Source organism: Sphingopyxis sp. GW821-FHT02C12 (assembly GCF_059421785.1).
Map to the genome: position 1 here is coordinate 976,584 of NZ_JBWKVQ010000001.1, position 23,414 is coordinate 999,997.

The following is a 23,414-nucleotide window of genomic DNA, read 5'->3' on the forward strand; positions in this document are numbered from 1 at the left end:
ATATGGCGATCCGTTGGCCGCTGCTCGTCCGGCGAACGCATAAATGGCTGGCCTTGGTGGTCGGCGTCCAGGCGCTGCTCTGGACGCTGACCGGCTTCTACATGGTGGTCGTGCATATCGACACCATCCATGGCGACCATCTCGTGCGCGCGCCGATGGTTCAGCCCTTCGACCTCGCGGGCCTCGCGCCGCCGTCGCGGATCGTTGCGGCCGCGCCCGGTGCGTCCGAGGTTCGCTTGCAGCGGTTCTTCGATCGCCCCGTCTGGCGCGCTGAAACTCCCGAAGGGGCGCGGCTGTTCGATGCCCGCTCGGGTGCGCCGCTGCCTGCGCTTACCGAGTCCCAGGTCCGCGAGCAGGCGCGGCGCATCTACACCGGCGACGGCAAGATCGTGTCGGTGCGGCTGTTGACCGAAGCGCCACAGGAAATGCAGTCGCGCAAGCCGCCCTATTGGCAGGTCGAGTTCGAGGGCTGGAACCGCCCGACGCTCTATCTGTCGCCGACGACCGGTGAGCTTATCTCGCGCCGGCACGCATTGTGGCGCGTGTTCGACTTCGCGTGGATGCTCCACATCATGGACTATGATGAGCGGACCGACGTCAACAACCCGTTGCTCCGCGTCGCGACCTGGAGCGTCTTCGCGATGGCGATCAGCGGGGCGTGGTTGCTGATCTGGTCCTTCAAACGCCGCAAGAGGAAGCAGGCATGAAACGCATCCGACTGACGCCGCTCTTCTTCCGGCGCATCCACAAATGGGTCGGGCTGATCCTGGGTCTCCAGTTCCTGCTCTGGGCGCTCAGCGGATCGGTGATGGCGCTGCTCGACAAGGATAAGGTCGGCGGGCACGGCGGCGGGATGTCGCATGCGCATCCACTGCCACCGGGGGAATATTTCGACGTGGCGGCCCTGCCGCGCGGCGAACCTGTCACGGGCGTGATCCTTCGCGATCTCGGAACCCGGCCGGTCTATGAAGTGCGCTCCGCAAAAGGCGTCCGTCTCGTCGACGCGACAAGCGGCGAGCACATCCGGGTCGACGAGGCCATGGCGCGCGAAGTCGCCTCCATGATGAACGAGGCGCCGATCCGAGAGGTGAGCGTAATCGCCAAGCCGAACCTCGAATCGCGCGATCATGAGGGGGCGATGTGGCGCGTCGATTTCGCGGACGACGAGAACAGCAGCGCCTATGTCTCGCTCGATACCGCCCGCTTTCTCGTGATGCGCGGCGATACCTGGCGCACATGGGACTTCTTCTGGATGCTCCACAATATGGACTATATCAACCGGTCGAGCTTCAACCACCCGCTGATCATCTTCGTCGCCTTCGGTGTACTATGGCTGTCGGGAACCGGCTTCTACCTGCTGTTCAAAAGCTTCAGCAAAGCCGACTTCCGTTGGCTGCGCCGGCGCCGCAAGCCGGTCGTGGTCACCCGCACCGGCTGACCGGCCTCAATCGTCGATCGAAAAGGCGGCTGACAGCTCGAAGCGTGTTCCGGGGTGTGTCAGCCAGGCATGCGACACAAGGCGCGAGCGGCTCCAAGTCCGGCGCGTCATCTGGAGCACCGGTTCGCCGTCGGACAATCCCAGCATGCCGCGCATCCGCTCGTCGGGCATCGTCGAGCAAACGCGATGCTCGACCCGTTCGAGCGGTGCAATGCGCGTCAGATATTCATTTGGTGTCATCCGCGTGAAGTCGAGCGTGCCATAGTCGGGGGCGATCGACGCGAGAACGAACCTCTCTTCTATCTGTATCGGAAATTCGGCTTCGTGATGGACGATGATCGAATGGAACAATTTCGTGCCCACGGACACCTCGAGCAGCGGCGCCGTCTCTACATTGGCGCGCTCTTCGCGGTTCTGGATCACGCGGGCGCGGTACGCATGACCGCGCTCCCGGATTTCCTCGGCGATGTTGCGGATTTCAATCATCTGGCCGATCGGCTTTGGCTCTGCGATGAACGATCCGCTGCCGGCGCGCCGCACGACGACGCCCGCCGCCTGCAACTCGCGTAGAGCGCGGTTCGCGGTCATCCGCGAAACGTCGAACTGCTGAACCAGCTCCGCTTCCGACGGCACCCGGTCTCCTGGGTTGAGGCGGCCGTCCCGCACTGCATCGCAAATGCTTTGCTTGATGGCGACGTACCGGGGCATCACCTCGCCTCCCGTCTCTTCGGGCGGCCGGGTTGCCTCGCGGGGCCGAGATTCTGAAGCGGGGGATTTTCGAGTGAGCGAAGGGTTCATAAGTCGTCTATACAACTTCGCCGACTCCCAGCTAGGTAAAACAGAATGTCACGCGCCGATTGCGCAAAAACTTGCGCGCCAAGCCACTCTCGGTGAGAGCGGGAGACTAATTGTCTCGATTCCGCTTGCGATCGGGAAAGTAGCGTGCCGGCGTTACACCGGTCAGTTCGCGAAACGAGCGGATAAAGTTACTCGCCGTCCCAAAACCGAGTTCGAGCGCGATCGATGTGACCGCCTCGCCCTGCGCCAGCCGCAAGAGCGCGGCCTTGAGCCGAATCTGGTTCCGAAACGCGGTAAAGCCTGTTCCGGTATCGCGTTGGAACAGCCGCGCAAGGCTTCGGCTCGAGATATGGAGTTGCTCCGACCAGGCTTCGAGGCTCCTCCGGTCGCCGGGATTGCGATCGAGTGCCGCGGCGATTTGCGCGATACGGGGCGCTGTGACCGACGGGATCGTCAGGGCAGGCGATATTTTCAACGCCATCTCGTCGGCGAAGAGGAAGGCCAGATGCCGCTGACGCGCCCCTGCGCCCGTGCCTGCGGCCGCAAAAATGATCTCGCGCATCAAGGGGCTCACGGAAGTTAGCCCGGCTTCTTTCGGCAGCCTCCGTAGAATGCTGCCGAAACAATATATGCTGTACATCTCGAAACCGCCCGAGGTCTCGACGCGATGCTCATGGTCCGCGGGCAGCCAAACGCCCTGCTGGGGCGGAACGACCCATTGTCCCTCACGGGTGTGCAATATCATGACCCCCCTGCTCGGGTATATCAGTTGGACTACTGGGTGCCGGTGCCACTCCCCGATGCTTCGTGCATGGAATGTGGCTCGTTCCACCTCGATCGAGACCGAAGGAGCATTCTTGTCGGATAGTGAATTCATTATGTCCTGATATCATCTATCGGACATAGTCTCCAACGCTCAGCATCGTCTTCGCAATCGACGGAGACCTTATGCGCCTACCCATGATGATCCAGTCCACGAAGCGTTCGTCCGCCGCCCGTCCCCATGGGGAATATAAGCGCCAATTGCTCGACGAAATTGTCGCTCTCAAGCCGGCAACCTTACTCGACGTCGGATGCGGCACGGGCGATCTTCTCGTCGCAGCGCGCGAAGCGGGCATCGCCCGCACTGTCGGGATCGAGCCGGAAACCCAAGCTTGCGTCCGCGCGCGATCCCGGGGTTTGGACGTCATTTCATGTCGTGCCGAAGCGCTGCCATTCGAAGACCGCAGTTTCGACGTCGTGACGCTCGATTATGTCGCACATCATACGGAGAATTTGCCGAGAGCATTGCGCGAGGCGTCGCGCGTCGCGCGCTGCGCCGTGCTCATCCTGGATTGCTGGTTCGACGACACCCTTGCTTCCCAGCGCGTCGCACGACGCTATGACAACTGGCTGAAGAGGCGCGACCGCAAGAGCGGATATGTGCACAACGCCTGCCCCACGGCGATCGAACTAATCTCTATGTTTGCAGCCGAAGAATTTTCGATCGACTATTTTTGCCGCCTTATCCTTTCGCCGCTCGACGTCGCCGAAGTCGAACGATCGGCCCGCGGTCTCCTGGAAAATGACGACGACCCGATCGGGAGGCTGGAACTGGAGGGCATTCTAGACGATGCCCGCCGCGACGGAATAAGCGATGATGGCTGCATCGTCGCTCGCTTTCTTCGCGACGGCGAAGCTGCAGACACCGCCTAGGCCCGAGAATGAAGGAGAGGCGATCATGTCGAGGCAAGCGGCTCTGGCCGAGATCCGGTTTCTGGGCGATGATCGATGTGAGTTGTCTGCCTGGGTGTCGGCGGCGGCTCCAGGGATCGAGAATCCAACGCCGATCCTGCTATGCCACGGTGGCGGACCCGATCACGCAATGTTCCTGCCCCTGATCGAGACAATCCCGGACGAATATGCGGTAATACTTCCCGATGTGCGCGGCTATGGCCGATCGCGATGTCGCGACACGGCGCGCCACACTTGGGCCCAATATGTATCCGATGCAGTCGCGTTGCTTGACGCCCTTGGTTTCTCGCGCGCCATCATCGGAGGCGCCGGACTTGGATCGACGATAGCACTCCGCTTCGCGGTGGATCTTCCGACCTATGTTCTGGCTGTCATCGCGATCGGGATCGAGGATATCGAGGACGATAAGGCAAAGGAGGCTGAAATCCGGATGATGGAGGCGTTCGCCTTGCGAGTACAGCGTGACGGCATTCTGGCCGGATGGGAGCCCCTCTTGCCGCATCTATCTCCGATCATCGGCGCGATGGTTTGCGAGGCGATCCCGCGTTCCGATGCGGAGAGCATTGCCGCGGCTGCGGCGATCGGTCGCGACCGATCCTTTAAAGATCCCGAAGAGCTTGCCGTCATTTCCGTTCCGGTCATCTTGTTCGCGGGTGACGACGCGAGACACCCGCAGTCGCTGGCCGAAGAGCTTGCGAGCATCATTCCCCGTGGCCGATTGGCGGCGGCTTCGCTGTCATCGAACGTGAAAACAAGCCGCGATTTCGGTCGGTTCATCGCGCCCGCTCTTCTCGACTTTATTGCCGAAGTTCGAGCCGCACCCACAGGATGATCGCAGCCTCTACGATCTGACCGACGGATAACCGCCGAAGCAGGCCCATCCAGCCGGACCTGGCGCGCACCCGATTGCGATAGCAGCAAGCGGTCTCGGCCGGCACCTGCGTCGGTGGTGCGATGTCCCGCCGCGAAGCGCGGCCCCCTTCGGCGGCCGCAGAGGGAGAGGAGAGAGGGGCCAGGTGACGGGTTGAAACCGGGAGAGAGTCTTCCGGACCCGTCGCGGAGACACGCCATGACACTTCTACCCAGCACCCTCGCCCGCGATTCGTCCCCGGGCTACAAGGTCGATATCTCGCGAGGCCGGCGCATCGGCCGCGTCTCGTCCGAATGGTTCTCCCGGCCCGACGACGAGCGCTACCTGTCGCTCTCCGACCTTTATGATGCAGTGCGCGCGCGGGCCGAGACCGCGACTGCGCGGACTGTCGAAACCCGCGCCATTCGCGTCATCGCCGCGCCCGACGAACCCGAGCGACTGAGCCTGCTCCTTCCCGACCGCGAAGCGCCGGTTGCACCCACGCACTGGTCTTTCGGGCAAATGTGCAGTCTCGTCGGGGCGCCGTCGGCCTATCTGCGCCAGCTTCCCGCCGCATTGGCGGGCATCAACATGCAGCACGGTCTGCTCGCGCATCGCGGGGAATTGGTGAAGACGCTCGAGACCGGCGACGGGCGCACCGAGCTGCGTGCCGTGACCGGCCCCGATTATGGCCGCATCTGGGATCATGAGCTTGTCGCCGCGGTCATGAAGATCGCGGGCAATGGCACTGGCGACACGCGGTGGAAGGTGCCGGGGCTCCTCGACTGGTCGACGATGCGCCACAATCCCTTCGTCGAGGTCATGAAAGATACGACGACGCTCTACGCCAGCGACCGCGACGTCTTCCTCTTCCTTGTCGACGACGCCAATCCGATCGAGGCCGGTCGTCTGCCCAACGGCGATCCCGACCTCTTCTTCCGCGGCTTCTACTGCTGGAACAGCGAGGTCGGGTCGAAAGCCCTCGGCATGGCGACCTTCTATCTTCGCGCCGTCTGCATGAACCGGAACATCTGGGGCGCCGAGGGCTTCGAAGAGATCAGCATCCGGCACAGCAAGTTCGCGGCCGGTCGCTTCGCGCAGGAAGCGGCGCCCGCGCTCGAACGCTTCGCCTCTTCCTCGCCGGTCTCCTTTATGAACGGCATCAAGGCCGCTCGGGCCGCGATCGTCGCGCGCGACGATGACGATCGGCAGACCTTCCTGCGCAAACGCGGCTTCTCGAAGGGCGAGAGCGAGCGGATCATCCGCAGCGTGCTGCAGGAAGAGGGGCACCCGCCCGCATCGATCTTCGACTTCGTGCAGGGGATCACCGCGCTGGCCCGCGAGCGTCCGCATCAGGATGGACGGCTCGAGCTGGAAGCCAAGGGTGCCAAGCTTCTGGCCTCGGTCCACTGAGCAAATCTCGCGTTCGCCGGCGGCGTGGTCCTTTCCCTTCAGAGGGAGAGGGCTGCGCCGGAGCCATGACGGGCTGAGAGCCGGGAGAGAGTCTCGCGGCGGCCTGTCATGGAGAAGCATCATGACGAAACAGGCAAAAATCACCCTCAGCGGCGCGCGGGAAATTCCCTTCAGCGCGCTCGTGCTGAGCCAGGCCAATGTGCGGCGCGTGAAGGCCGGGGTGTCGATCGACAGCCTTGCCGCGGACATCGCGCGGCGCGGCCTCCTCCAGAGCCTGACTGTTCGCGCCCAGCGCGACGAGGCGGGCCAGGAAACCGGTCGCTTCGAAGTCCCGGCCGGCGGTCGCCGCTTCCGCGCGCTCCAGATGCTGGTGAAACAGCGGCGCCTGGCGAAGACCGAGCCCGTGCCCTGCATCGTCCGCGAGGATGATGCCGTGTCGGCCGAAGAGGATTCGCTCGCCGAAAATGTCCATCGCGAACCGCTGCATCCGCTCGACCAGTTCCGGTCGATGCAGAAGCTCGTCGAACAGGGCACCGACATCGAAACGATCGCGGCGACCTTCATGGTCACGCCCGCGGTCGTGAAACAGCGCCTCAAGCTCGCCGAGGTCTCGCCCAAGCTCCACGACATCTACGCCGATGACGGCATGACGCTCGAACAGCTGATGTCCTTTTCGGTGTCGAGCGATCACGCGCGGCAGGAACAGGTCTGGGATATGCTCGCCTCGAGCCACACCCAGCAGCCCTGGTATATCCGCGCGCGGCTGACCGAGGACAAGGTTCGGGCATCGGACAAGCGCGTCCAGTTCGTCACCCTCGACGCCTATCGCGAGGCAGGCGGACATATTCTTCGCGATCTCTTCGAAAGCGATGACGGCGGCTGGCTCGAGGACGTCGCGCTGCTCGACCGGCTGCAGGCCGAGAAGTTCGAAGCCGAGGTTGCGCGTGTCGCGGCGGAAGGCTGGAAGTGGATCGAGACGGCGGTCGACTTCCCCTATGGCCACACCTTCGGCCACCGCCCGCTCGATGGCGTGGCGGCCGAGACGAGCGCCGACGATGAGGCGCGGATCGAAGCGCTGCGCGAGGAAGCCGACCGGCTCGAAGACGAATGGGCGGGCGCCGAGGACATCCCCGATGAAATCAGTGCCCGGATCGATGCGATCGACGAGGAGATCGCGCCGCTCGTCTCGAAGCCGCTGATCTACGACCCGGAGGAAGTGGCGATCGCCGGCACCTTCGTGAGCATCGATGTCGACGGGTCGCTGCATATCGAACGCGGCTTCGTTCGTCCCGAGGACGAGCCGCAAGAGCCCGTTGACGAGGAAGCTGCGGGCGGCGAGGAAGCGGCCGGCGGCGTGATCGGCGACGAAATGCAGGAAGATGCGGTCGGCGTGACATCTCCGGAAGAAGGCGGCACCGGCGAGGGCGAAGATCCGGATGATCTCGTCCGCCCGCTTCCGGACAAGCTCGTGACCGACCTCACCGCGCACCGCACCCTTGCGCTGCGCGACGCGCTGGCCGCAAGCCCGCTGGTGGCGTTTGCGGCGATGCTCCACGCCATCGTTCTCGAATGCTTCTACACCTATGCCTCCTCGGCGAGTTGCGTCGGCATCGCGCTGCGCAATCATTCGATGGTCGGCTATGATGCGGGGCTCAACGATACGCCGTCCGCGCGGGCCATTCGCGAACGGCACGAAGGCTGGTCCGAGCGGCTGCCCGATGCGACCGCCGATCTGTGGGACGTGCTTGCCGGTCTCGACGCTGATGACCAGGCAGCACTGTTCGCGCACTGCGTCTCCTTCGGCGTCAATGCGGTGTGGGAGCCGGCGACCCGCTATAATGAAGGCCGGGTGTCGGCCCGCGCGGTGGCGAGCCGGATCGACCATTCGCACATCCTCGCGCGGGCGTCGGGCCTCGACATGGTCCAGGCGGGCTGGGTTGCTACCACGGCCAATTACCTCGGACGGGTGACCAAGCCGGGGATCCTCGATGCCGTCGAAGAGGCTTGCGGGGCCGAAGCGGCGGCGCGGATTGCGGGACTGAAGAAGCCCGAGATGGCGAGCGCCGCCGAGGACCTGCTCAAAGGCACCGGCTGGCTTGCACATCCGCTGCGCACGCCCGTCATCGACGAGCCCGACGGTGATGGGGAGCTGGCTGCGGCCAATGACGATGGCCCTGCAATCGAAGCGGGCCATGACGAGCTGGGCGACGACGACATCGAAGCGATTGCCGCCGAATAACGCCACCGACTATCATTCGGGGAGTTCGGCGCTGTGCCGGGCTCCCCATTTTTTCGCTGGCCCTTGAAATCAGGACGCTCCGCGCGAACATCGGAGGTGTCCGGCAGGGGCTGCCAGACCGCCGCATGCCTTCCTGACCCGCTCCACCGGGCGGGATCGCGCGCAGCCTGTCTTGTGAAGGAGGCCCCCATGTCGAGTCCTGCAGCCGAGGTCGCGCGACGCCTCGCCGACGATGCCGAGGCGGTTTGCCGCCGATATCTCTCCCATGGACGCCGCGAGGGACATTATTGGATGGTCGGTGACGTCCGTAATTCGCCGGGCCGCAGCCTTTACGTTCGCCTTTCTGGCACCGCCGACGGTCTTCGGTCCGCTGGCAAATGGACCGATGCCGCCAGCGGCGATCATGGCGATCTTCTCGATGTCATCGCCGCGAGCTGCGGCCATACATCCTTCCGCGACACGCTCGACGAGGCGCGCCGCTTTCTGAGCCTGCCTGCCGTCATGCCCGGCGACCGAAATCCGGCTCCGCGTAAAGCACCGCGCGGCACCCCCGAGGCCGCCCGCAGGCTATGGGCCGGATCGAAGCCGCTCAGCGGCACCCTTGCCCGCGCCTATCTGTCTGCCCGCGCGATCGGCGACCTTCGCGATGCCGAATGGCTTCGTTTCCATCCCCATTGCTTCTATCATCCATCCGAGGACGACGCCCCCGATGTCCGCCGGGCATGGCCCGCCCTGATCGCGGCGATCACTGACGAGGCGGGCAATGTCACCGGAGTCCATCGCACCTGGCTCGACTCGGCCGCCTGCGACAAGGCGCCGGTTGCCTATCCGCGGCGCGCCATGGGCCAATTGCTCGGTCATGGCGTTCGGTTCGGCACGTCGGCTGCGGTCATGGCGGCGGGCGAAGGCATCGAAACCATCCTGTCTTTGCGTCAGATCACACCAGCCCTGCCGATGATCGCCGCCCTTTCGGCGGCCCATCTGGGAGCGTTGACCTTCCCGCGCGGACTGCAGCGACTGTATGTCGCGCGTGACGACGACCCGGCGGGTGCGGCCGCCTTCGGGACGCTTTGCGACCGAGCCCGGCCGCTCGGCATCGAGGTCATCGCGCTCGAAGCGGATCGCGGCGACTTCAATGCCGATCTCATGACACTCGGCCGACAGCGAATGATCGGCTCGCTTCGATCCCAGCTCCGGACTGCGGATCGTTCACTCCTGCTCTGACGCCTCAGCATCGGCCGGAAGGAGGGCGGGCGAGGGATGGACCGGTGCTGATGCAGCACCACGGGGTGGCCGCGCTCCGGCCTTCGCAAGAGGGCGACTGCGGCGAACCGTACCGGGCCCGCAATGGCGGGCGGGCGGCTATTTTCCGCCGGGGCGCGCGGCGCCCCTTTGCATCGCGAAACAAAATAGCCTTCGCCCGCCATCCTCCGCCTTCGGCTTCGGCCGCGGCCGGGGCCGCGGTGCAGTTCGGTACGGCGCGCCGCGAGGGGTCGCCGCGAAGGCCGCGCGAGCGCGGCAAAACCCGACTGGAGACGATCATGTTGAGCCCCACCGAACCCGCCGACGATCCTGCCGAAGCCGGCGCCACCCATCTCCTCCTTCAGGAGATGCAACTCTTCGGACATCGCCCCTTCGAAGACGAACCCGACCCGCGCCCGCTGCCCGATGCCCGCCTGGCGGCCGGCGCTGTCGCCGACATATTCGATGCCCTTGTCGGCTGTCTCGACGATACGCGGATCGAGCCCGATCTCGAAGAGCTCCTCTGGAACGTCGTCAACCTCTTCCACCGCGCGGGGGAGCGGGTCGAACGCAGCCTCGACGACAATGAACAGGCGCAACGCCGAGCCCAGCGCGAACAGGACGGGAGCGAGATCCGGTCGGTCGAGCTCGAACGCCTCGTGCAGCAGGGGATCAGCCTGATCGAACGGCGCGATGCGATGGAATTCTTCCGCGAAAGCGCCGCCGAACAATTTCGGACCCACTGCCGCAAGGCCTGGTCACCGCGCACCGGATCGCGCGCGCATCACCGGTCGATGACCGCGGCGATGATCGACAGCCGTGACTTTCTCGACGCGCGGTTGCGCCAGAAAGCGGCTGCACTTCTTCCCGAGGGCACGCGCATCCTGTTCACCGGCGGCGCTGATGTCGACGATCATAGGGCGATCTGGGATGCTCTCGATCGCGCACGCGACCGCCATCCCGATATGATCCTGCTCCATGGGGCAACGCCGACGGGGGCCGAACGCATCGCCGCCTGCTGGGCCGAAACCCGCAAGGTGACGCAGGTGGCCTTCCGTCCCGACTGGAGCCGGCATGGCAAGTCCGCGCCGTTCAAGCGCAACGACCGGATGCTCGAAGCACTGCCGGTCGGGGTCATCATCTTCCCCGGCACCGGCATCCAGGACAATCTCGCCGACAAGGCTGCGAAGATCGGCCTTCCGGTCTGGGATTTTCGCAAGCGGGGCCGATGACAGCCGTCGGGCATTCGGACGCTTTCGGCAAAATGGCCCCAATCTGGTTCTATCTCCCGAATATAATTGAAATATATTCGTAACATCCGCAAATTTACATCATTGTAGATCGCTATGACCAGCGGCGATCACCCGTCGCCGGCGGGACGGCCCATTGAGAGGGCACCGCTCGCAGGCCATGACGAGGAGCAGGGACGGTCGGCCGACTTGGCGACGACTGCCGTCCGCTGCCATGGGTCGCAATGCCGACGATGGACGCTGCGCATGCTTTTGCGCTCGACGTCACGCGGGTGAAGGATGCGGCGGGTCTGGCCGATCTGCTGGCGGAGGCCTGCGCGCGCATGGGCTGTTCCTGGTTCGCGCTGAGCCACCATGTCGATTTCCTCGCGGCTCCCGACAGGGGTGTTCGCGTCCACAACTATCCCGAGGATTGGGCCCGCTGGTTTGACGAGCGCGGCCTAGGGCTTACCGATCCGGTGCATCGCGCCAGTCACCGCAGTCTCGAGGGTTTCTTCTGGCGCAACATGAAGCCGCTTTCGGGCGAACGCCCCGAGGACGAACTGGTTCTCAGTGAGGCGCAGCGGCACGGAATAGGAGACGGGCTTACCATACCGGCGCATATTCCTGGCGAGGCGCATGGTTCGGTGTCCTTCGCCTGGACGCCGGGGATCGCCGCGAATGATATGGCGCTCCTCTTTGCCCGAATGATCGGTGGGCCAGCCTTCGAAGCCGCGCGGCTGCTCGCCAATCCCGAACTCGCGCAGGTCGGGCCGCGGCTGACGGACCGCCAGCGCGAATGTCTGATCTTGTCCGCCAAAGGCAACAGTGCCCCGAAGGTTGGACGCATCCTCGATCTCAGTCCCGACACGGTTCGCGAGCATCTTCGCAACGCGCGGCAGCGTTACGACGCGAATGGTGGGATCACGCTGACGGTGCGCGCGCTTTATGCCGGCGACCTCAGCTACGAGGATATCGCCAAGCGCTGAACTTTTTTCGCCGACACCCCCCGATCGTGCTATGGTGGAGTGGCAAAAAGCCGTTCAATTGGATGGTCTCTTTCGAAAAGGAGACACATCCATGCTTTCGGTAATCGACCATTCCAACCGCGCGCACGAGCATCAATTGCTCCGCGCGATGTTCGAGGCGCGTAAGCGCGTCTTCATCGATCTTCTGAAATGGGACCTGCCGGTGCTCGCCGACCGGTTCGAGATCGATCATTTCGACGATCCCCATGCGACCTATCTGATCGTCGGCGATCAGGAGGGCGGGCATCTCGCCTCGGCGCGCCTCCTTCCCACCACGCGCCCGGCTCTTCTCGATGGTCTCTTCCCCGGCCTCGTCGACGGCATCCCGCCGTCCGGCCCCGACATCTTCGAGATCACGCGCTTCTGCCTGTCGCCGGGGATCGGTGCGCGCCAGCGCCGCACCGCGCGCGACACGCTTCTTGTCGGGCTGGTAGACTATGCGCTCGCCAACGGCATCCGCTCCTACACCGGCGTCGCAGAGCTCGACTGGTTCGCTCAGATCCGGACCTTTGGCTGGGACTGCAAGGCGCTCGGCGAAGCCGGCATTTACGACGGCCGCGCGCTGACCTCGCTGCGGATCGAGATCGACGCCGACACCCCCGCAAGGCTCAAGTCGGCGGGGATTGTTTCGGGCAGCGCTGCGACGCCGGTCGCGGCCAATGCAGCGTGAAAGGAGCGGGACCATGATTACCGATATCGCTCCAGTCGATAGCCACCAGCCGCCCTCTGCTTCGATGCGGGCGCTCAAGGAAAACGGCTACGCGATCGTTCGCGAAGCCGTTCCCGCCGAGCTGATCGCGGCGATCGATCGCGACCTCGATCCGCGATACGCCGCGACGCCCTTTTGCGAGGGCGGCTTCTATGGGACACGCACCAAGCGCTTCGGCCGCCTGCTCATCCGCTCGCCGCATGTTGGCGCATTGGTCATGAACCCGGCGATCCTCGCCCTCGCCGAGGCCGCGCTCGGCGACTGGTGTGAGCGCATCCAGCTCAATCTCGCCCAAGCGATTGAGCTGCATCCGGGAGCGCTTCCGCAATTCCCGCACCGCGATCAAGATATGTGGCAGGGCACACTCGGTGAGGTCGAATATCTCGTGAATGTGATGTGGCCGCTGACGCCCTTCACCACCGAGAATGGCGCCACGATCATCTGGCCGAAAAGCCATGGGCTCGAGGCGCTCATCGAGGAACCGGCGGAGGAGCCGATCATTGCCGAGACCATGCCGGGCGATGCCATCGTCTTCCTGGGTTCGACGCTCCACGGAGCCGGCGGCAATTGCAGCGCGTCGGTGCGGCGCGGGATCATCATCAGCTACTGCCTTGGCTGGCTGAAACCATATGAGAACCAGTGGCTCGCCTATCCACCCGACGTCGCGAAGGACTTTCCGCCGGAGCTGGCGGCCTTGACCGGCTATGTACAGCATCGCCCAAACCTCGGCAACTTCGAGGGCCAGTGTCCCTCGATCCTGTTCCGCGGCTATCCCCCCGACCCGATCGCAGCCGTTGATGCGCTCCGGCCCGACCAGCAGGCGCTTCTTGCCGACTATATCGGCGACCAAAGATCGGCGGGCGGAGACGGGACGCTCGCGGCATGAGCCCGGGCACCACGATGGAGCGGGTCTATCTGGACCTCAAGGCGCGTATCCTGTCGGGCACCTATCCGCCCGGTACGCGCCTCGAGGCGGCGCAGCTCGCAAAGTCGCTGGCGGCCAGCGCTACCCCCGTTCGCGATGCCCTGTATCGCCTGTCGGGCGAGCGGATCATCGAGAGCTGGCATCAGGAGGGGTTTCGGCAGCCCCTTCTTAATGAGGCGGATTTGGTCGAACTCTATTGGTGGACCGGCGCCCTTCTCTCGCTGGCGTTGAAGGGGAGGACGCCGAGGCCCGATTTGCCAGGCGGACTGATCTCGCTCGCGAATCACCAGGCCTATCCTGAGGGGCTCAATGGCCTCTTCCGGACCATCGCAATCGGCAGCAGCAACGGCGAACTTCGCGCTACCATCATCAATTGTGTCGAGCGAAGCATGACAATCCGCACATTGGAGGTTCGTGTCGATGGGTCTGTGGGCGACGCGCTCACGGCGATGGCGGACGATTACCGGTTCGGTCGATGGAGCGCTTTACGCAGTAAAATCACGCGCTTCCATCGCCGCCGCGCGTCATATGCCGGCCGCGTCGCGGCCGAAATCCGGCGCCGGTCCGAGCCGCTGGATAATATTCGGAGAATATGAGTCGTATTAAATTCCTATACGGCGCGGCCTCCCTAGCTTCGAGAGGGCCGCAATTCCGCGGCAATCATGGAAGGAAGCGATCATGGACCGCGAACTCAATGAGTTGATCGAACTCGGCAGCGTTACCGGCGACACCGCGGGCAGCGAAGACGTCGGCATCGAAACGAACGGCAAGTTCAAGCCGCTCGGACTCAGCCAGGACTGACCAGCGCTCCGGGGACCGGCCCGAGGCCGGCCCCCGGTCGTTTCCTTGTGTCTGAGAAGGGAAGCAACATGGAACGCGATAACGACACGCTCGTCGAACTCGGCTCGGTCTCCGGTGACACCGCCGGCGACTGGGGCCTGTATGTCGAAGCCGGCGGCCGTATGCCGACGCCCGGTCTCGTCCAGGACTGACTGGTGTATCCGGGAGCCGTCCAGCATCGAGCGGCTCCCGGGTCTCGCGCGGCGCCATGACGACCGGCTGGAAACTGGCAACCGGAACGGGCTATTGCGAAGTCGACGGAGATCTCGTCTTCCTCGACCTTGTCCGGGACAAATATTTCGCGCTGCGCGGGCAAGACCGCGCGGCCTTCGAGCGGCTTCGGGCAGGCGAGCCGAACGACAGCGAGGCGATGGGGCGTCTTGTGGCGACAGGATTCCTCGCACGGTCGAGCGAGCCGACGAAGCTCGATCCGGCCTCGCCTCACATTCCGGCCAACGATTTGTCGGCGGTCGCCGACGGACCGACATCGCTCCGCATGGGTTTCGCAGCGTCCCGCGCGCTGCGCTGGGCAAGACGTTCGATGCGGCCAAACCGGATCGCGTCAACGGTGGAAGCCATGCGGAACGCAAAGCTTCGGCTCGGCGTGCCGGGCGCCGAAGCGGCGGTTCGGGGCATCGCTTCATCCTATGCAGCATCGCGCTGGATGGCGCGGACCCCGCCACGATGTTTGATCGACGCGCTAGCGCTCGACCACATCCTCCTGTCGCACGGCCTAGGCGCGCGGCTGGTTTTTGGGGTGCGTCTCAGCCCCTTTGCCGCACATTGCTGGTTACAGAGTCCCGGCGCGGTGTTGACCGGAACCTCGGCCGAGGCCCGCAACTTCACACCAATATTGGCGATCGGATGAAACGCGGCATTCTCGCACTTGTGGGAACCACGTCCGGGGGGCTGGCGCTTGCGGCAGCTGCCGAGCGCCACGCATTGCGATGCGTTCAGAATGCGGGCGCACTGACCGTCTATGCAGGCGCCGGCATTGCTGACCAAGTGATGGAAAGCGGTGCCCTATTGCTCGGGGACATTTATTCGCTTTCGGGCGCTACCTGCCACGCGCCCGGCGACGGCTGGGGAAGCTATCTGGCCTTCACCGTCGACGATGCATCGGTCGAGATCGCGCGCGCCGCGCTCATCGGCATGCCGATCTACTGGACCCGGTTTGAAGACGGCTTTCTGCTTTGGAACGATCTCGAGCTGGTCGCGCCAATGCTTGGCATCGGGTCATTCGATTGGCAGTTCATCGCCGGGACTTTGGCGTACGCCAATCTGCGGACCGAACGGACCGGGCTTGAAGGTGTGAGCGAGCTATTGCCCGGCAGCTGTGCCAAGTTTTTGGCCGAGGAGTCAGCTGTCCAGACTTTGTGGACGCCTTGGAAGGCTGTCTCGCAGCCCGATCTTCGACCAGTCGCTGAACTTGCGCTAGACCTCGAACGTCGGTTCCTTGGGTGCTTGCGAGGCTGGTGTGGGAATCGGAGCGACATCCTGCTCGAGCTGTCGGGCGGACTCGACTCTTCGATCGTCGCGGCAGGCCTGTCATCGGCGCAAGCCAATTTCTCTGCCGTCACTTTCGTTTCGTCCGGTGCCGACGGCGACGAGCGTCCCTACGCGCGCGCCGTCGCGGCGCATTGCGGTGCTGAGCTTCTCGAAATGCCCCACGCGGATACCGGCATCGATCTGGTATCGCTACCGCCTGTCCTTCACGCGCGGCCCTCCGCCTATGGCGTGCTCGGCGGGATCGACGATGCCTTCGAATCGGCGTTCCCCGTTTCCGATGCCGCGATCTTCGGGGGCATCGGTGGGGACAATATCTTCGATTTCGACACGAGCGTCGCGCCGATCCTCGACGCCTTTCGTCATTTCGGGCCGCGGCGCCCTGCATTCGAGACGATGCGCGACGTCGCGCGCGCGGGCGATGCAACGGTCTGGCAGGCCGCTCGCTTGGCGTATCGGGCGGTGCGGGACGGCCCGAGCGGCTGGCGCCGTGAGACCGGCTTCTGCGTCGCGGACCAGGTGCCGGCCTCGCCGCCGGCTCATCCCTGGGATGCGGGCGAGGAGGATGCGCCGCGCGGCAAGCGCAACCATGTGCGCGCGCTTCGGCGCATCCTCGACTTCGTCGACCGGCCGCGCCGCTGGCGGGACCGCGATGTCGTAGCGCCGCTGCTTTCACAGCCGGTGGTAGAATTTTGCCTTACTGTTCCGAGCTGGGCGTGGGTGAGGGGCGGTCGCGACCGCGCGGTTGCCCGCGCCGCATTCGCGTCGCGACTTCCGCCGGAGGTCGTTTGGAGGCGCGGCAAAGGGCGGCTCGATTCCCTCTGTACCGCAAGCTATCTTCGCCAGCGCGGTGCGCTCGCCGACCTCCTGCTCGGCGGGCGGCTGGCGGAACGCGGGCTGCTGGACAAGCCTGCGATCGAGACCTACCTCGCGCACGATCTCGTCGAGGGCGACTTCGCCTATTTCCGGCTGCTCGAAATCGCCGATGTCGAACGTTGGGTGCGGTCGGTAGAAGCCTCGCCCTTGATGGGGCCGAGCAGCCGCCAGCGACGATACTGATCGGCCTTCGCTGGATCGGGGTCGATCTCGCCTTTGAGCCAGAAGCGGAACCAGTCGAGATTGCGCTCATAGGCCGCGAGCTTCTGGCGGGGTTCGACCTTCAGATGCGGGGCGAGGGGGAAGAGGTGGGTCTCGCCGAGACCGTTGGTAGCAAGCTTGCTCATCAGTTCGGCCGACTGGCGCGCTTCGCTCTCGGGAAGTTGCAGCAGCATCGGCGCCGTGATCATATCAATATTGAGCGCGGCCGAAAGCGCCTGCCACTCGGCAGGTTCGGTATCCGGCGGGCCGAGCTTCCAGTTCTGCCGGATATTGCGGGCGAATGTCTCGCGGCCCGGGCGAGCATTGTACCAGTAATACGTGGGTTCGATCTGGACCGAGGCGATCGAAACCGCCTTGAGAAGATCGCTGTGCATGGCAGTCCATACCGCAACCTCGCTTCCGAAGCTGAGACCGCCCATGCCGACGCGGCTGCGATCTATCGTTCCGCGCCGGTCGAGGGTGTCGATCGCGGCCCGCACGGCTTCCATGCCGATCTGGTAGCGATCCTGCGCGATCTCGCCGCCTGGGAGGACGTCGATGCAGAGCGATGCGATGCCGCCCGCGGCAAGCGCGCGCAGAGGCCATTCGTCGCCTGTTCCGCCGCGCAGATATCCATTGCAGCGATAGTAGGTGACGAAGAGCGGCAGCCGCCCGGGGATCTTCGGGCGGATGAGTATGCCCGACGCACGGCTGCCGCTCACCTGCCACGCGATCGTTTCGACAAGGAGCCCGTCGCGGCCAGGAAATGAATTTGGGGAATCGATGATCTTCTTGCGGCCAGAGGCCTCGATCCGGACGAGGCGGGGTGAGACCGACGCGGCCGCCTCGACGCAAAAGATTGCTTTTTCGCCTGCAGCGCAGGGCTTGCTGTCGCTCCGCCCACTCGAGAGCTGTCCTGCCGAGACCGCGATCATCTTGAACTTCGCCGACGCGGGCGTCCACACATGCAGGGTCGTTTGGCCCGATTGGGCGCGGAGTGCGATCAGGACGCGGCCGTCGGCAAGCCCGCTCCGCCATGCGATACGCTCCGCATCGTTCGGGCAGCCGCTCGCCGCGACGCAGACGCCGCGCTGCCGAAGAATGCCGCGGAGGCTTTCGGGGATGTCCGGCCCGGGCGCCGGCTTGAGCAGGGCGCGTTCAGCGTCGTTCGCCGGGCGCTCGCTGGTGCCGGATGCGTCTCGGGCAACGACAGCGCGCGGTGTATCTTCGAGCAGCGGCACGCGGTCGAACCAGTCACCAGAGAAGCGCTGCGTCGAAGGACGTCCATTGATTGAGGCGCCGCGATAGAGGGGTTGGGCAAGATCGACGCGCGCGTCGAACAAGATACCGGTGTCGCGCTCGGCCTCCTCTGCCCGCGCGATCGCATCGCGCGGAGGTCCTTCGCGCGAGATGACGGTACCGTCAGCGGCGATGGCAAAGGCCTCGATTTCGCCTTCGCTTGGCCCGATCTCGTGGAATCCCGACCCGTCGATGGGACTCACCCACAGGCCGATTCGTCCGTCGACAAGGGCACGGACAACGACTGCCTTGCCGTCGGGCATCCATGTGGCTTCGCCGGGCAGGACGCTCCCGGCGTCGTTCCACATCGCGGTGCCGAGTCGTCCGAGCGCGCGGGGAGGGGCGGTGGCGTCCGTGGGCGCTAGATACCAGTCGATATCGATCCGGTTGGTGACGGTGGATGGGCGCTCGACCCGATAGGCGATCCAATTTCCGTCAGGAGAGACCGCGAGCCCCGACAGGTCGGCAATCTCGGCGATTTCGCGCGGGGTCGTCTGGCTGGCCGCGGGCGATGCCGCGGCCAGGAGACAGCCGAGGATCGCGGCTTTGCTCACCATCGGATGGTGGCCTGGAGCGACATCATGCGGCCGAGCGGGCTCGCCTTCTCGGGGTCGTAGCCGAGCGCGGACGACACGCTGCGGTTGTTCACATAGGGCGGATCCTTGTCGAACAGGTTGGTGATTCCAAGGCTGAGCCGCAGGCCCCGCCCTTCCACGCCATCGCCGCCCCCGATGCGCTGCGAGATGCTGAGGTCGAACGTGGTCCAAGAACCGACCCGCTCCATCGGCGTCACGACCTGGTTGAGATAGCCGTCGATGTAGTTGACGAAGGCATTGGCCGAGAAGCCGCCCGTCGCCCAACCGAAGCGACCGCGAAGGCGCCATTTGACCGGCTTGGCATAGGTGCCGACGACATCGACCTGCGGCCCGCCCGGAGTCAGTTGCTGTTTTATCGAGAAGATATGCGTGCCCGCGATGCCGAGGTCGAGCGTTCCGCCCGCGAATGCGGGGGAATAGCCGACATCGAAATCGATCCCGCGCTGGCGTTCGGCGGCGAGGTTGCGGATGCGACCGTCCAGGATCGCGGCGACCTGGCCCGGCGCGATGTTTGCTGCGTTCACGAAGCTGGGACGTGCGAAATATCCCTCTACCAGTGCCAGCGACGGATTGTCGGTGATCAGCCCGCCGAAGCGCGCCCGGTCGACAAGAAAGCGGGTGTAATCCTCGCTCGCCGTCCCGATGCGGTCGCGATAGTCGACGTCATAATAGGTGACCGACGCCTTGAAACCGGCAAGCGACGAGGGGGCGACGTCGATGCCCGCGGTCCAGGTCGTCGCTCTTTCGGGACCTACGTCCGGTGCATAGCCGAACAGGCCGAGTATGTTGGTCGTGCCCGTCGGCGAAGCGGGGTCGGGGACCGCTTCGGTCTGAAACAGCGAAATCGCCTCGCCGATGAGCTCGTCGAAGGCGGGCGCGCGGAAGGATTTTCCGTAGGACCCGCGCAGCGCAATGCCCTGGAACGGTTCCCATCGGACGCCGACCTTGGGATTTTCGCTTCGGCCGACGTCGCTGTATTTCTCGGCGCGCCCGGCCAACGAAATGTCGAGCCTGCGGAAACCCGGCATCCCGTTATCCGGCCCGAAGACCGGCACGAGCAGTTCAGCATAGGCTGCGCGAACCTTCCGCACGCTCGGAATGATGTCGAATGGGTCGGTGAAGGGCGTCGCGAGGCTGAATCCGTTGACGGTGTAATAGTCGAAATTCTCGCGGCGATACTCCGCGCCGATCGCGAGCCGGACCTCGCCGCCGGGCAGGCGGAAGAGCGGGCCGTCACCGCGGAGCGCCGCCGACCAGCTTTCGAAATCATTGACCGACTGGAATGTGCCGCGAATGCTGTCGATGGTGACCGGATTGTTTGCGGTGCCGTTTCCGAAGACGTTGAATGCGGTTGCTCGGTTGGTGTCGGCAAGCGCCGCAGCAAGGCGCGGGCGATTGACGAGATTGGCCTTGTTCGCGATGCCGCGCTGATGGCCATAGGCGCCGCCGACCTGCACGCGCCAGCGGCCAATTTCCTGGTCGAAGCCCGCTGAGGCGGTGAGGCCGCGCGCCCGGCCGCTGTCGATCTGCGGTCCCAAGTCGTTCACGAAGCGATAGGCGACGCTGACCGGCTGGTTCGTGCCGATCGGATCAACGTAGAAAGGATTGGTAACCGGCACCCGCGCGGCCTGGATGAAGTCTCCGGTACTGACGCGGCTGTAGCGGCGCTGCGCCGCGAGCGCGCTTGCGCGAAAGGTCAACGTGTCGGTAAGGTCGAATTCGGCAGCGGCATAAAGGCTGTGAATGCGCGTTCTCGGCAAAATGTCGCTGTTCACGCGACCGTCGTAGCGGTTCTGGACACCTGGAATCAGCTGAGCGGCAGTCAATGCGCGGCCGTCTTGTCCGGCCGGGATGCCAAACCGCTGTCCATTCGCGGCCGTAATCGTCCCGGGCACCGCGAAGTTGGTCCGATAGTCGGGGCCTCCGAAGGCCCGCAGATCCTCGCGCGCGAAATCGCGGGAGGCGCCCGCGAGCGCACCGCGCTGCGAGTATTGGTAAGCAAGCACCAGCCGTGCGCCGCCGAAGTCACGACCAAAGATTTGGCCGAACTGCAACTCGGTCGTATCGCCATCGGCGGTGCCCGCGCGCAGCATTGTCTCGGCTCCCTCGAAGCGACTCCGCATCCGCACGTTCACCACCCCGGCGACCGCGTCGGCGCCGTAGATCGCCGATGCGCCGTCGATCAGCACTTCGATCCGTTCGACCGCGCCTACCGGGATGAGCGAGATGTCGGCGAAGACGCCGCCGATCCCGCCAAGCGCTGGGCGCGCATTGTCGATGAGGACGAGGGTCGACGAGGTCCCGAGGCCGCGCAGGTTGATGCTCGAGCCGAAAGTCGAATCCGAACCCCCGCCGTTCCGGGTCGTGGTCGTCGAGACTGCCTCGTTGGGGCCGCCGCCAAATGCCTGTGGCAGTGATTGGAGCATCTGCTGAACAGTGCCATAGCCGCTCTTTTCGATGGCTTCGCGGTCGATGGTGACGACCGGAGAACCGGTCGGTCCTGCACCGCGAATGCGCGAGCCTGTAACGATGATCGCTTCGCCGTTCGTCTCAGTCGATCCAGTCTCCCCGGCATCGACGTTTCCCGAGCGAAGGACCCATGCGCCTTCGACGAGTTCGATCGTCAGGCCCGTGCCGGTGAGGAGTCGGGAAAGGGCGGCGTCGGGAGAGAGTCGCCCGCGGACACGGTTGCTGCGTCGGCCTTCGAGCAGGCTCGAAGCCGCGATGACCTCGCGGCCGGAAATGTCCGAATATTTGCGAAGTGCGTCGCTAAGGCGCTGACCCTCGATATTGTAGGTCTGCTCGCCCGTCTGCGCACACGCGCTGGGTGCATAGAGTGCGGTCGCCGAGACGCCCGAAGCCAGAACGGCCGCGAAAAATTTCATCGTCATTCATCCCTCCCGTGCGGCCGATTTTGGCCGTCTGAAGGGAAAAAATGACGGGGGCTCCGAACACCCTATGGGTTTTTCTTGGGTGTCCTACTCGGATTTCGCGCCGAGAATCGGTCCGTTCGCACCGAACTCGACCTTGAGATCGAGCGCGGCGCCGAGCTTCAGCGCAAGTTTCCGGGCATCGGTCATGTCGAAGCGTCCCGTCACCTGCAGCGATGCCAGCGCCGGATCGGCCAAGCTGATCTTGACGCCATTCTCGCGGCCAGCGCGGTCGAGGATCGCGCCAAGCGGGAGATTGTCGGCCCACAGTGATTTGGCCGGGGCGTTCGCCTCCTCGCTCTTGATCGTCTGGGGGCCGGTCGACCTGACCTCGGCGCGTTCGCCGGGGCGGAGGCGAAGTGCCTTTCCGCCTTCGAGGCGCCGCACTTCGACCGAGCCTTCGACCAGCGCGATGCGCGGAACATCCGCGCGGAGATCGACCTCGAAGATGGTGCCGAGCGCGCGCGTGACCGAATCTCCGGCCTCGACGAGAAAGGGACGCGACGCGTCGTGTGCGACCTCGAACCTGGCTCGGCCGTCATACAGAATGACGCGGCGTTCGCCGTCCGAGAAGCGCGTCTCGATGCGGGCGCCGTCCATCAGCGTCACGCGCGTCCCGTCGGCGAGCTGGCTCTCGCCTTGCGCCGAATTGGTGGCGATGATCGGCTGATCGCTGTCGCGGCCGACCAGATACCAGGCGAACCCGACCGCGATCACCGCAGCGAGAATTGTGGCAAAAGCCCATCGCCGCCCGCCGGGTTCACGCTCCCGGGCATCGGCCCGAACATCGGCCTCGATCCGGGACGGCGACATCGCCGCAGACCAGTTCCAATTGTCGCGCGCTTCGTCATAGGCCTTGGCGTTGTCCGGCTTGGCCAGCCATTCGTCGAACGCCGCCCGGTGCTGGTCGGCATCGGGGCCCATCATCTTGTCGAGCCAGGCGGTGGCTTCGCTTTCGGCGCGGCTCACTGCTTACCCCGCGCGCGCTTGATGGCGGCAAGGGCTTTGGTCATGTGGCTTTCGACCGTCTTCACGCTGATTCCCTTGATTCGAGCGATCTCGGGATAGCGTAGTCCTTCGAAGCGATGCATCAGGAAAATCTCGCGCGTGAGCGGAGATAGCCTCGAAATGGCTCTTTCTGCCCGGCGAAGGACGTCGCGCGCTTCGAGCGCGGCGTGCGGGTCGCTCGCTCCCTCATGCTCGTCACTGAAACTGTCGTGCTGCGACCGGTGACGGCGCCCGTCGGCGCGACCATATTCGGCGAGGAGCATCCGGGCGCTCTTCACGAGATAGGCTCCGGGGCCTTCGACCAGCGCAGCGAGGCCGCCGCGCGCGCTCGCAAAGCGGCTGAAGACTTCCTGCACAAGGTCGCCGACATCTTGGGTCGGCGCGCGGCTCTTGAAGAAGCGGGTTATTTGGGGGCGGTGTTCGGAGTAGATCGCCTCGATGCGCGCCGATCGGCCGAAGCGCTCCCAATCCTCTGGCGGCAAGGGGTCGCCGCCGGCAATACCCGGTCGCTCGCTGTCCTTGTCCTCGAAGTCCATACCTGCCGCCTTCCCGT

22 protein-coding genes are annotated in these 23,414 nt (G+C 64.9%); 16 read left to right on the forward strand and 6 right to left on the reverse strand.

Annotation, left to right across the window (positions count from 1 at the left end):
- Nucleotides 1-2 precede the first annotated feature (2 nt).
- Entirely contained in the window at nucleotides 3-707 is a 705-nt protein-coding gene (locus AC07U1_RS04510) for a PepSY domain-containing protein (RefSeq protein WP_011542692.1), read from the forward strand.
- Nucleotides 704-1,438, forward strand: coding sequence for a PepSY domain-containing protein (locus AC07U1_RS04515; RefSeq protein WP_037553306.1), 735 nt, complete (start codon nucleotides 704-706; stop codon nucleotides 1,436-1,438). The genes AC07U1_RS04510 and AC07U1_RS04515 overlap by 4 nt, the downstream gene beginning before the upstream one ends.
- Nucleotides 1,439-1,444: 6 nt before the next feature.
- On the opposite strand, the gene hutC is transcribed toward AC07U1_RS04515, so the two are convergent.
- The gene (hutC, locus tag AC07U1_RS04520) at nucleotides 1,445-2,236 is read right to left on the reverse strand and encodes a histidine utilization transcriptional repressor HutC (RefSeq protein WP_037553307.1); all 792 of its coding nucleotides are present in this window, start codon (nucleotides 2,234-2,236) and stop codon (nucleotides 1,445-1,447) included.
- A gap of 106 nt (nucleotides 2,237-2,342) precedes the next feature.
- Nucleotides 2,343-3,113 carry an AraC family transcriptional regulator gene (locus AC07U1_RS04525; RefSeq protein WP_081932949.1) on the reverse strand — a complete coding sequence of 257 codons (771 nt, stop codon included), beginning with the start codon at nucleotides 3,111-3,113 and terminating at the stop codon, nucleotides 2,343-2,345.
- An 83-nt stretch (nucleotides 3,114-3,196) separates the two neighbouring features.
- Here AC07U1_RS04525 and AC07U1_RS04530 point away from each other — a divergent pair, with 83 nt between their 5' ends.
- From AC07U1_RS04530 to AC07U1_RS04595, 14 genes are all read left to right on the forward strand, one after another.
- Nucleotides 3,197-3,931, forward strand: coding sequence for a class I SAM-dependent methyltransferase (locus tag AC07U1_RS04530; protein ID WP_052181955.1), 735 nt, complete (start codon nucleotides 3,197-3,199; stop codon nucleotides 3,929-3,931).
- A complete protein-coding gene (locus tag AC07U1_RS04535; protein ID WP_197411521.1) occupies nucleotides 3,873-4,802 on the forward strand; it encodes an alpha/beta fold hydrolase in 930 nt (309 codons plus the stop codon). Before AC07U1_RS04530 ends, AC07U1_RS04535 begins: the two co-directional genes overlap by 59 nt.
- Nucleotides 4,803-5,039: 237 nt before the next feature.
- A complete protein-coding gene (locus tag AC07U1_RS04540) occupies nucleotides 5,040-6,233 on the forward strand; it encodes a hypothetical protein (protein WP_037553308.1) in 1,194 nt (397 codons plus the stop codon).
- A 121-nt stretch (nucleotides 6,234-6,354) separates the two neighbouring features.
- The gene (locus AC07U1_RS04545) at nucleotides 6,355-8,472 is read left to right on the forward strand and encodes a ParB/RepB/Spo0J family partition protein (protein WP_495177319.1); all 2,118 of its coding nucleotides are present in this window, start codon (nucleotides 6,355-6,357) and stop codon (nucleotides 8,470-8,472) included.
- Between the two features lie 189 nt (nucleotides 8,473-8,661).
- A complete protein-coding gene (locus AC07U1_RS04550) occupies nucleotides 8,662-9,696 on the forward strand; it encodes a DUF7146 domain-containing protein (protein ID WP_037553310.1) in 1,035 nt (344 codons plus the stop codon).
- Nucleotides 9,697-10,013: 317 nt separating this feature from the next.
- Nucleotides 10,014-10,946 (forward strand): DUF2493 domain-containing protein, encoded by a 933-nt coding sequence (locus AC07U1_RS04555; protein ID WP_037553311.1) that lies wholly within the window; start codon nucleotides 10,014-10,016, stop codon nucleotides 10,944-10,946.
- Nucleotides 10,947-11,197: 251 nt separating this feature from the next.
- On the forward strand, nucleotides 11,198-11,932 hold the full coding sequence (locus AC07U1_RS04560) for a helix-turn-helix transcriptional regulator (RefSeq protein WP_052181956.1): 735 nt from the start codon (nucleotides 11,198-11,200) through the stop codon (nucleotides 11,930-11,932).
- 91 nt (nucleotides 11,933-12,023) lie between these two features.
- The gene (locus AC07U1_RS04565) at nucleotides 12,024-12,641 is read left to right on the forward strand and encodes an acyl-homoserine-lactone synthase (RefSeq protein WP_052181957.1); all 618 of its coding nucleotides are present in this window, start codon (nucleotides 12,024-12,026) and stop codon (nucleotides 12,639-12,641) included.
- 13 nt (nucleotides 12,642-12,654) lie between these two features.
- Nucleotides 12,655-13,566 carry a phytanoyl-CoA dioxygenase family protein gene (locus tag AC07U1_RS04570; RefSeq protein ID WP_037553312.1) on the forward strand — a complete coding sequence of 304 codons (912 nt, stop codon included), beginning with the start codon at nucleotides 12,655-12,657 and terminating at the stop codon, nucleotides 13,564-13,566.
- A complete protein-coding gene (locus tag AC07U1_RS04575) occupies nucleotides 13,563-14,201 on the forward strand; it encodes a GntR family transcriptional regulator (protein WP_052181958.1) in 639 nt (212 codons plus the stop codon). Before AC07U1_RS04570 ends, AC07U1_RS04575 begins: the two co-directional genes overlap by 4 nt.
- 82 nt (nucleotides 14,202-14,283) lie before the next feature.
- Nucleotides 14,284-14,406, forward strand: a complete 123-nt coding sequence (locus tag AC07U1_RS04580; RefSeq protein ID WP_255265930.1) for a hypothetical protein — start codon at nucleotides 14,284-14,286, stop codon at nucleotides 14,404-14,406.
- A 68-nt stretch (nucleotides 14,407-14,474) separates the two neighbouring features.
- Entirely contained in the window at nucleotides 14,475-14,597 is a 123-nt protein-coding gene (locus AC07U1_RS04585) for a hypothetical protein (RefSeq protein ID WP_255265931.1), read from the forward strand.
- Between the two features lie 56 nt (nucleotides 14,598-14,653).
- Entirely contained in the window at nucleotides 14,654-15,313 is a 660-nt protein-coding gene (locus tag AC07U1_RS04590) for a lasso peptide biosynthesis B2 protein (protein ID WP_037553313.1), read from the forward strand.
- Nucleotides 15,310-17,010 carry an asparagine synthase-related protein gene (locus AC07U1_RS04595; RefSeq protein ID WP_495177317.1) on the forward strand — a complete coding sequence of 567 codons (1,701 nt, stop codon included), beginning with the start codon at nucleotides 15,310-15,312 and terminating at the stop codon, nucleotides 17,008-17,010. Before AC07U1_RS04590 ends, AC07U1_RS04595 begins: the two co-directional genes overlap by 4 nt.
- On the opposite strand, the gene AC07U1_RS04600 is transcribed toward AC07U1_RS04595, so the two are convergent.
- The 4 genes from AC07U1_RS04600 to AC07U1_RS04615 form a co-directional block, all read right to left on the reverse strand.
- On the reverse strand, nucleotides 16,911-18,884 hold the full coding sequence (locus AC07U1_RS04600; protein ID WP_037553315.1) for an Atxe2 family lasso peptide isopeptidase: 1,974 nt from the start codon (nucleotides 18,882-18,884) through the stop codon (nucleotides 16,911-16,913). The two genes, AC07U1_RS04595 and AC07U1_RS04600, sit on opposite strands and share 100 nt — an antisense overlap.
- Entirely contained in the window at nucleotides 18,878-21,814 is a 2,937-nt protein-coding gene (locus AC07U1_RS04605) for a TonB-dependent receptor (RefSeq protein WP_052181959.1), read from the reverse strand. The genes AC07U1_RS04600 and AC07U1_RS04605 overlap by 7 nt, the downstream gene beginning before the upstream one ends.
- An 87-nt stretch (nucleotides 21,815-21,901) precedes the next feature.
- Entirely contained in the window at nucleotides 21,902-22,822 is a 921-nt protein-coding gene (locus tag AC07U1_RS04610; protein ID WP_052181960.1) for a FecR family protein, read from the reverse strand.
- Nucleotides 22,819-23,397 (reverse strand): RNA polymerase sigma factor, encoded by a 579-nt coding sequence (locus AC07U1_RS04615; protein WP_052181961.1) that lies wholly within the window; start codon nucleotides 23,395-23,397, stop codon nucleotides 22,819-22,821. The genes AC07U1_RS04610 and AC07U1_RS04615 overlap by 4 nt, the downstream gene beginning before the upstream one ends.
- Between the last annotated feature and the right edge of the window lie 17 nt (nucleotides 23,398-23,414).